Origin of the sequence: Bradyrhizobium semiaridum (assembly GCF_020329505.1) — a bacterium.
Taxonomy (GTDB): Bacteria; Pseudomonadota; Alphaproteobacteria; order Rhizobiales; family Xanthobacteraceae; genus Bradyrhizobium; species Bradyrhizobium semiaridum.
In genome coordinates this window covers 1-7,522 of sequence record NZ_JAGKJJ010000057.1, presented here as the reverse complement: position 1 = coordinate 7,522, position 7,522 = coordinate 1, and the positions used below count along the sequence as shown (strand labels likewise).

Annotated in this window: 3 protein-coding genes and 1 pseudogene; 2 read left to right on the top strand and 2 right to left on the bottom strand. The window is 64.5% G+C overall.

Going from position 1 to position 7,522, the window contains the following annotated elements; translation table 11 throughout:
* Positions 1–284: 284 nt before the first annotated feature.
* Positions 285–2,240 (bottom strand): putative bifunctional diguanylate cyclase/phosphodiesterase, encoded by a 1,956-nt coding sequence (locus J6500_RS31315; RefSeq protein WP_225716559.1) that lies wholly within the window; start codon positions 2,238–2,240, stop codon positions 285–287.
* A 558-nt stretch (positions 2,241–2,798) separates the two neighbouring features.
* Here J6500_RS31315 and J6500_RS31310 point away from each other — a divergent pair.
* Positions 2,799–5,402, top strand: coding sequence for a DUF4394 domain-containing protein (locus J6500_RS31310; RefSeq protein WP_225716558.1), 2,604 nt, complete (start codon positions 2,799–2,801; stop codon positions 5,400–5,402).
* Between the two features lie 172 nt (positions 5,403–5,574).
* A pseudogene (locus J6500_RS31305) lies at positions 5,575–7,066 on the top strand (GMC family oxidoreductase).
* 154 nt (positions 7,067–7,220) lie between these two features.
* On the opposite strand, the gene J6500_RS31300 reads toward J6500_RS31305, so the two are convergent.
* Positions 7,221–7,522, bottom strand: a 302-nt coding sequence (locus J6500_RS31300; protein WP_283842968.1) for a uroporphyrinogen decarboxylase family protein, incomplete at its 5' end; no start/stop codon positions are given.

The window sequence follows — 7,522 nt, the reverse complement described above, 5'->3', positions numbered from 1 at the left end:
GTTGGGTGGGGGTCTCTCCACGAATCGTACTGTGGAAATAGCCCCCACCCGGATCGCATCTGCGATGCGATCGGACCTCCCCCGCAAGCGGGAGAGGTGAAGCGAGCCAGCGGCTCATCCAGCGCCCTTCATATGCGATGATTGGCCTGCGGGTGAGGGGGAGCCTCCGCGAATTCAACTATCGCCGTCTACGTGGAGACGGCCCCTCACCCCAACCCTCTCCCCGTAAGAACGGGGGAGGGAGCGCAGCACCGTTGCCGCGAGCTATCTAATCCCTTCCCGCACTATGCGGCGTGCACGGAGGAGTTGCGGCCGAGCATGCTGGAGATTTCGCTGGCCGACATCGGCCGGCCGATCAGATAGCCCTGGACCTCGTCGCAACTGGTCTGCCTGAGATAGTCGAGCTGGTCGACCGTCTCGACGCCTTCGGCGACGACGCCGATCTCGAGCTCCTTCGCGAGGGCGATCACCGATTTGACGATCGCCGCGCAATCCGGCTGGCTCAGCATGTCGCGGATGAAGGACTGATCGATCTTGATGCGGCTGAACGGCACCTTGCGCAAATAGGTCAGCGACGAGAAGCCGGTGCCGAAATCGTCGAGCGCGACCGTGAGGCCGAGGTCGAGCAGCGCGTTCAGCGTCGCCGGCGCCGATCCGTATTTCGAGATCAGCATCGATTCGGTGATCTCGATCTCGAGCCGGTCCGGCGCCACCCTCGCCTCGGTGAGCGCCTGCACGATGGTCTGCAGGATGCCGACGTTCTGAAACTGGACCGCGGAGAAGTTCACCGCGATCCGGACTTGGTCCGGCCAGCGCGCCAGCATCGTGCAGGCGCGGCGGATCACCCATTCTCCGATCGGATGGATCAGCCCGCTTTCCTCGGCAATCGGGATGAAGACGGTGGGCGGGATCAGCCCGCGCTCCGGATGCTGCCAGCGCAGGAGCGCCTCGAAGCCGGTGATGCGGCCCTGCTGAATGTCCAGGAACGGCTGGTAGAGCAGGAACAGCTCGTCCGCCTCGATGGCGCGCTCGAGGTCGCGCTGCAGCGCGCGGCGGTCGCGCGCCGCCTTGTCGTCATCAGCCTCGAAGAAGCAGATGCTGCCGGGTCCGGTTTTCTTCGCCCGCGAGAGTGCGATGTCGGCATGCTTGAGCAGGTCGGGCGAAGTATTGCCGTCGCGCGGCGCCAGCACGATGCCGATGCTGGCGCCGCCCGCGACCTCGCATCGTTCGATCAGGAACGGATCGGAAAACGCCGCCACGAACCGCTCGGCGATCGCGAGCGCGTCCTCGGGGCGCGTGAGATTGGACATGATCAGCGCGAATTCGTCGCGTCCGATCCGCGCCACATGCTCGGAGGCGCGCGTGCAGCGCTGCAGGCGGGCGGCGACCTGCACCAGGAATTCGTCGCCGGCCGGATGGCCAAAGCGCTCGTTGACTTCCTTGAAGCGATCGAGGTCGAGCAGCAGCACCGCGAATTCCTCGCCGGAGCGCGACAGCCGGTTCAGCGCGCGGTCGAGCGCTTCGTTGAAGGCGATGCGGTTCGGCAGGCGCGTCAGCATGTCCTGGCGCACTGTCCGCTCCGCATCATGCTGGGCAATGATCCGCCGCCTGAACTCGAACGAATAGGCGAACACGCCGCGCAGCAGCACGGCGCCGTAGACCACGACCAGGACCGCGACCAGCAAATAGACATAGTCGCCCTCCTGGCCGAGGCAGATCGCGGTGCCGACGAAGATCGGCGCGGTGTAGGCAATCGCCGCGATCGGAATGGTGGAAAAGGCGAAGGCACCACCGGCCAGCATGCCCGCGCACAGGCAGGTGATCACCAGCTGCGCGCCGCTCGAGGCGTTGGCGAAGAAGGCGACGGGGACGATACCCCAGGCGGTACCGAGCGCGAGCGCGTTGCGCACCAGGCGGTACATGGTCCGGCGCGAGACGAATTGCGGCTTGGCGATCCGCCGCGATGTGCGCGCTTGGAGGCCGAACAGCAGCGCGGCGCTGCCGACCGCGGCCGCCCAGACAAGGGCAAACGCCCAGTCGGGCGATTGCCACAACGCAATCGCCAGCACCAGAGCGTTGCAGGCATTCGCCAGCATGATGCCGAACGAATAGCCGAGCACGAGCGAGACCTGCTCGGCGCGGATATGGCCTGCGAGTGCCTCGTCGGTCGGCGGCGCCCCGAAGGCCGCCAGATCGCCCGCGAACAACTTCGCGACATATGAACTCAGGTAGCTACGCATACACGTTACTTGCGCGATTGGGCCCGGCGCCAGGTTTGTGAAAATTCCTCGCAAACCTTTGACAAACTATGAATTATTCGAATCTTGCGAGCCACCGTCGCGGAGCGCGCCGGTCCCATCAGGGGCATTGCTAACAAATCGATACAAATGCGTGGGGCCCGGCCGCGCGACCGCGCCCGGCAATGGATGCCGGCCAGCGACGCGCCTTGATCCGCCGCAGCCTTTTCGCGACGAAAAGCAGCAACGGCCAACCAGAAGGTGTGCGCATGAGCATTCCCGACCACGGACCATGATCCCGGGTTCGCATCACACGGGTGTACGGTGCCGCCGCGCGCGCCGACGAGCTCAATATGCTCGTTGGGCAACTGCTCCGGGCGCTGAGCGCAGGACGCTAACGCCGCTTTTCAGCGAATGTGACGCGAGTGCTTTGCTTCGTCACACGGCCTGCAGCGGTTGTGACAATTCAGCGCAGAACCTTCCGTGGCCTTGATCACACCAAGATCAAGACGATCAGCCCACTGCCATATTCCTTATTCCTTTTGACAACGGAGACTCAGCGTGCTCACCCGCGCCTATGCACTTTCCGGCTCGAACCTCATTTCGTTCTCGACATCTTCCCCCACGTCCGGAGGCATTACCGCAATCATCGGGATCGCCGCGGGTGAAACGCTGGTCGGAATCGACTTCCGTCCACAGAACGGCATGCTCTACGGCCTCGGCGTCAACGCCACCGCCAACACCGCGACGCTCTATGCGATCTCGACGCTGACCGGTCTGGCCACACCGGTCGGCGGCCCGGCTTCGGGCATTTCGATGACGACCGACGGCATGACGCCGGTGGATTTTCCCGACCCTGCGACCGCAGGCTACGGCTTCGACTTCAATCCGGCCGCGGATCGCATCCGGGTCACGACGTCCACGGGGCTGAATTTCCGGATCAACCCGAACACCGGCCGGGTCGTGGACGGCGATAGTGGCGTGGCCGGCATCAATCCCGACGGCCCGATCAACGGCGGCACGCTTGGCGTCGATGCGGTCGCCTACACCAACAACAACCCGAACAACGGCAATGTCACGACCCTCTATGCCCTGGATGCAGCTTCGAACAAGCTGTTCATTCAGAATCCTGCCAACGCCGGCATCGAAACGGCCGGCATCACCCTCACCCTGGGCGGCAATACGCTCGACTTCACCTCGGTCGGTGGCTTTGACATCGGGCCCAGCGTCAACGCTCCCTCCAACGGCAGCCCGGTGCCGACCGGCTCGGCAACGGCCGTTCTGAACGTCGGCGGCACGACGGCCCTCTACAGCATCAATCTTGTCAACGGCGTCACGACCCTCATCGGCACCGTCCTCAGCGGAGCGACGCCAGTTCAAGGCCTTGCCGTGCAGGACAACGTTGGTGGCATGCCGGCGATCGCGTTGACCGCCGATGGCATGAACCTCGTTCGCTTCGATACGTCGTCGCCGGGCACAACGACGACGCTGGCGCTGACAAATGTCACGGTCGGTGAAACGATCGTAGGCATCGACTACCGTCCGTTCACCGGGCAGCTTTTTGCCTTCGGCGTCAATGCCACGAATGACTCCGGCTCGCTCTATGTGATCGACCCGCAGACCGGCGCGGCGACTGTCGTCGGCATGGCTGGCCAGATTTCATTCGTGAGTACAAACGGTGTGACGATCGATCTGCCGAGTTCGTCGGTCGGCTACGGAATGGACTTCGATCCAGTAACCGATCGCATCCGTATCACGACCGGCTCGGGTCTCAATTTCCGGATCAATCCCAACAATGGCGTGCCCGTTGACGGCTCCGTGGTGTCGAACGGTACAAATCCCGACACATTCATCAACGGCCTGCCGATCGGTTCATCGGGCGTGATCGGGGTTGCCTACACCAACGGCAACCGCGAAGCGGTCGGAGCCAATGCGGTAGCAACCACGCTGTACGCGCTCGATCCCGTCAGCAATGCGCTGTTCATTCAGAACACCCCGAATTCAGGAACCGAGACGTCCAAGATAGTCGTCACGCTGAACGGCAACCCGCTCGATTTTACCGCCGTGGGCGGCTTCGATATTCCGGGCAATGTGTCCGGTGTCATTCCGAATGGCCCGGCCAACGGCTTTGGCTATGCCGAGTTGACCGTCGGAGGCACGACCAGTCTCTACAAGATCGATCTCGGCAGCGGAGCGGCGACCAATCTCGGAACAATCGGTGCGGGCACCACCTCGCTCGCCGGTCTTGCGCTGGGCGCGCCGGCGGATTTCCCGGTTGTTCGCTCCGATTTCGACGGCAGCGGCACGAGCGATACGATCTGGGTCAGGGACGATGGGGCGGTATCGGTGTGGAACAGCACCAGCCTCGCAGGTGCCCATATCATCGCCTCGGCTGGCAGCGTTCCTGCCGACTGGCACATCGCCGGCAGAGGCGACTTCGCCGGCGACGGGAATAACGACATCCTGTGGCAGCGCGACGACGGCGCGGTGTCGATCTGGGATAACGGCCAGATGGCTGGCGCGCATATCATCGCCAATGCCGGTGCGGTCTCGAGCGCGTGGCATATTGCGGGCACCGGCGACTTCGACGGCAACGGCCGCAGCGACATTCTCTGGCAGAACGACAATGGTGCAGTGTCGATCTGGGATGACGGCGGAATCAGCAATGCGCACGTCATTGCTTCCGCCGGAGCCGTCGCGAGCAGCTGGCATATCGCCGGGACCGGCGACTTCGACGGCAACGGTCACGACGATATTCTCTGGCGCAACGACAATGGTGCCGTATCGATCTGGGATAACGGTCAGATCGGCGGTGCTCACATCGTCGCTGGCGCCGGCGCGATTCCGACCAGCTGGCACATTCAGGGCACCGGCGATTTCGACGGCAACGGCAAGCAGGACATTCTCTGGCGCAACGATAACGGTGCCGTGTCGATCTGGGATAACGGGCAGGTCGCCGGCGCCCACATCATTGCGTCCGCGGGCGTGGTCGGCAATGACTGGCATATCGAGAGCACCGGCGATTTCAACGGCAATGGCCGCAGCGACATCCTCTGGCAGAACGACAACGGCGCGGTGTCGATCTGGGAGAACGGCCAGCTTGCCGGCGCCCACATCATCGCCTCGGCCGGTGTGGTGTCCAGCGATTGGCAGATCATCGGATGAGTTGAAGGCGCGCGGTCCCCGACGTGTGGACCGTCGCCTCTGAGTTCACTTGATCCTGCGTTGCGCGGGACGCTGCCGAGCCATGCCTCGAAGCGTTCCGGTCGCAGCGATCTGGACGCCGCTTTGCGAGCTGTCGTAGTTTGCGACATCAACAAAGCCGCGTACGGGGGAAATGGTGAACAATAAGAACAACAATGCGGGCGAGACACTCGAATTCGACTACGTCATCGTCGGCGCCGGCTCGGCCGGCTGCGTGCTCGCCAACCGCCTGAGCGCCGACGGCAAGCACTCGGTGCTGCTGCTCGAGGCCGGACCCGAGGACCGCAACATCTGGATCCATGTCCCGATCGGCTACGGCAAGCTGTTCAAGGAAAAATCCGTCAACTGGATGTATCAGACCGAGCCCGAGCCGGGGCTGAACGGACGCCAGGTGTTCCAGCCGCGCGGAAAGGTGCTCGGCGGCTCCAGCTCGATCAACGGCCTGCTGTACGTACGCGGCCAGCACGAGGATTACGACCGCTGGCGCCAGCACGGCAATGCCGGCTGGGGCTATGACGACGTGCTGCCCTATTTCAAGCGCGCGGAGGACCAGCAGCGCGGCGCCGACAAGTATCACGGCGTGGGCGGCCCGCTGCCGGTATCGGACTGGCGGCACCACGATCCGCTGTCGGAAGCCTTCGTTCGTGCCGCCGCCGAAGCCGGCATTCCGACCAATCCCGATTTCAACGGCGCCACCCAGGAAGGCGCCGGCTTCTTCCAGACCACGACGCGGCGCGGCCGCCGCGCCTCTTCAGCATGGTCCTATCTACGGCCGGCGCTGACGCGCGGCAATCTGCGCGTCGAGACCTCGGCGCTGGCGCAGCGCATCCTGTTCGATGGCAAGCGCGCGAGCGCGGTCGAGTACAAGCAGAACGGGCAACCGCGCAAGGCCATGGCGCGCAAAGAGGTCCTGGTGTCGAGCGGCGCGTACAACTCGCCGCAACTGCTGCAGCTCTCCGGCGTCGGTCCCGCCGAGCTGTTGAAGCAGCACGGCATCGACGTCGTGCTCGACGCGCAGGGCGTCGGCAACGATCTGCAGGACCATTTGCAGGTCCGGATCGTGACGCGCTGTCTGCAGCGCGTGACGCTCAACGACATCGTGAACAATCCGCTGCGGCGGATCTGGGCCGGTGCGCATTATGCCGCGCTGCGCCGCGGACCGCTGACCATCGCGGCCGGCACCTCGGGCGCATTCTTCAAGACCAACCCGCGCCTCGCCTCGCCCGATATCCAGATCCACTTCATCCCGTTCTCGACCGACAAGATGGGCGAGAAGCTGCACCCTTTCTCGGGCTTCTCCGCATCGGTCTGCCAGTTGCGGCGCGCCGGCGCTGAAGGCGTATAGCGCCGAGGAGGTCTATCCCGGAGCGAAGGTGGTGAGCGACGACGACCTGCTCGCGTTCTGCCGCAGCACCGGCAGCACGGTCTATCACCCGACCTCGACCTGCCGGATGGGCAACGATCCGCTCGCCGTCGTCGACCAGCGACTGAAGGTGCGCGGCATCGAGGGCCTGCGCGTGGTCGATGCGTCGATCATGCCGGACCTGATGTCGGGCAATACCAACGCGCCCACGATCATGATCGCGGAAAAGGCCTCCGACATGATCCTGGAGGACGCGCGGTAGATACATTGTGATCCGTCATCCTCTCAGGGTGACGGCGAGAGGGTGCAGGGCGCTGCGTAGCCCGGATGGAGCGCAGCGTAATCCGGGAAGGTCCGTGCGTCGGGCGATGCCCGGATTGCGCTTCGCTTCATCCGGGCTACGCCGTCCCTAAGCCTCACCGCTTATGCGCGCGCACCCGCGCTACCATCCGCTCGACATGGGCGATCGGGGTTTCCGGCAAGATGCCGTGGCCGAGATTGAAGATCAGCCGGCCCTGGCCGAAATTCTCCAGCACGTCGTCCACCGCGCGATCGAGCGCGGCGCCGCCGGCGATCAGGGCCAGCGGATCGAGATTGCCCTGCACGGCCGCGCGCGGTTGCACGCGCTCGCGGATCATCGCCGGCTCCGTTGCCCAATCGATCGACACCGCATCGACGCCGGTTTGCTCGACATAGGCCGGCAGCAAGCCGCCGGCGC

Excerpts from the sequence above, each read along its gene's own strand:
- J6500_RS31315 (WP_225716559.1), bottom strand. The coding sequence starts at position 2,240 with ATGCGTAGCTACCTGAGTTCATATGTCGCGAAGTTGTTCGCGGGCGAT.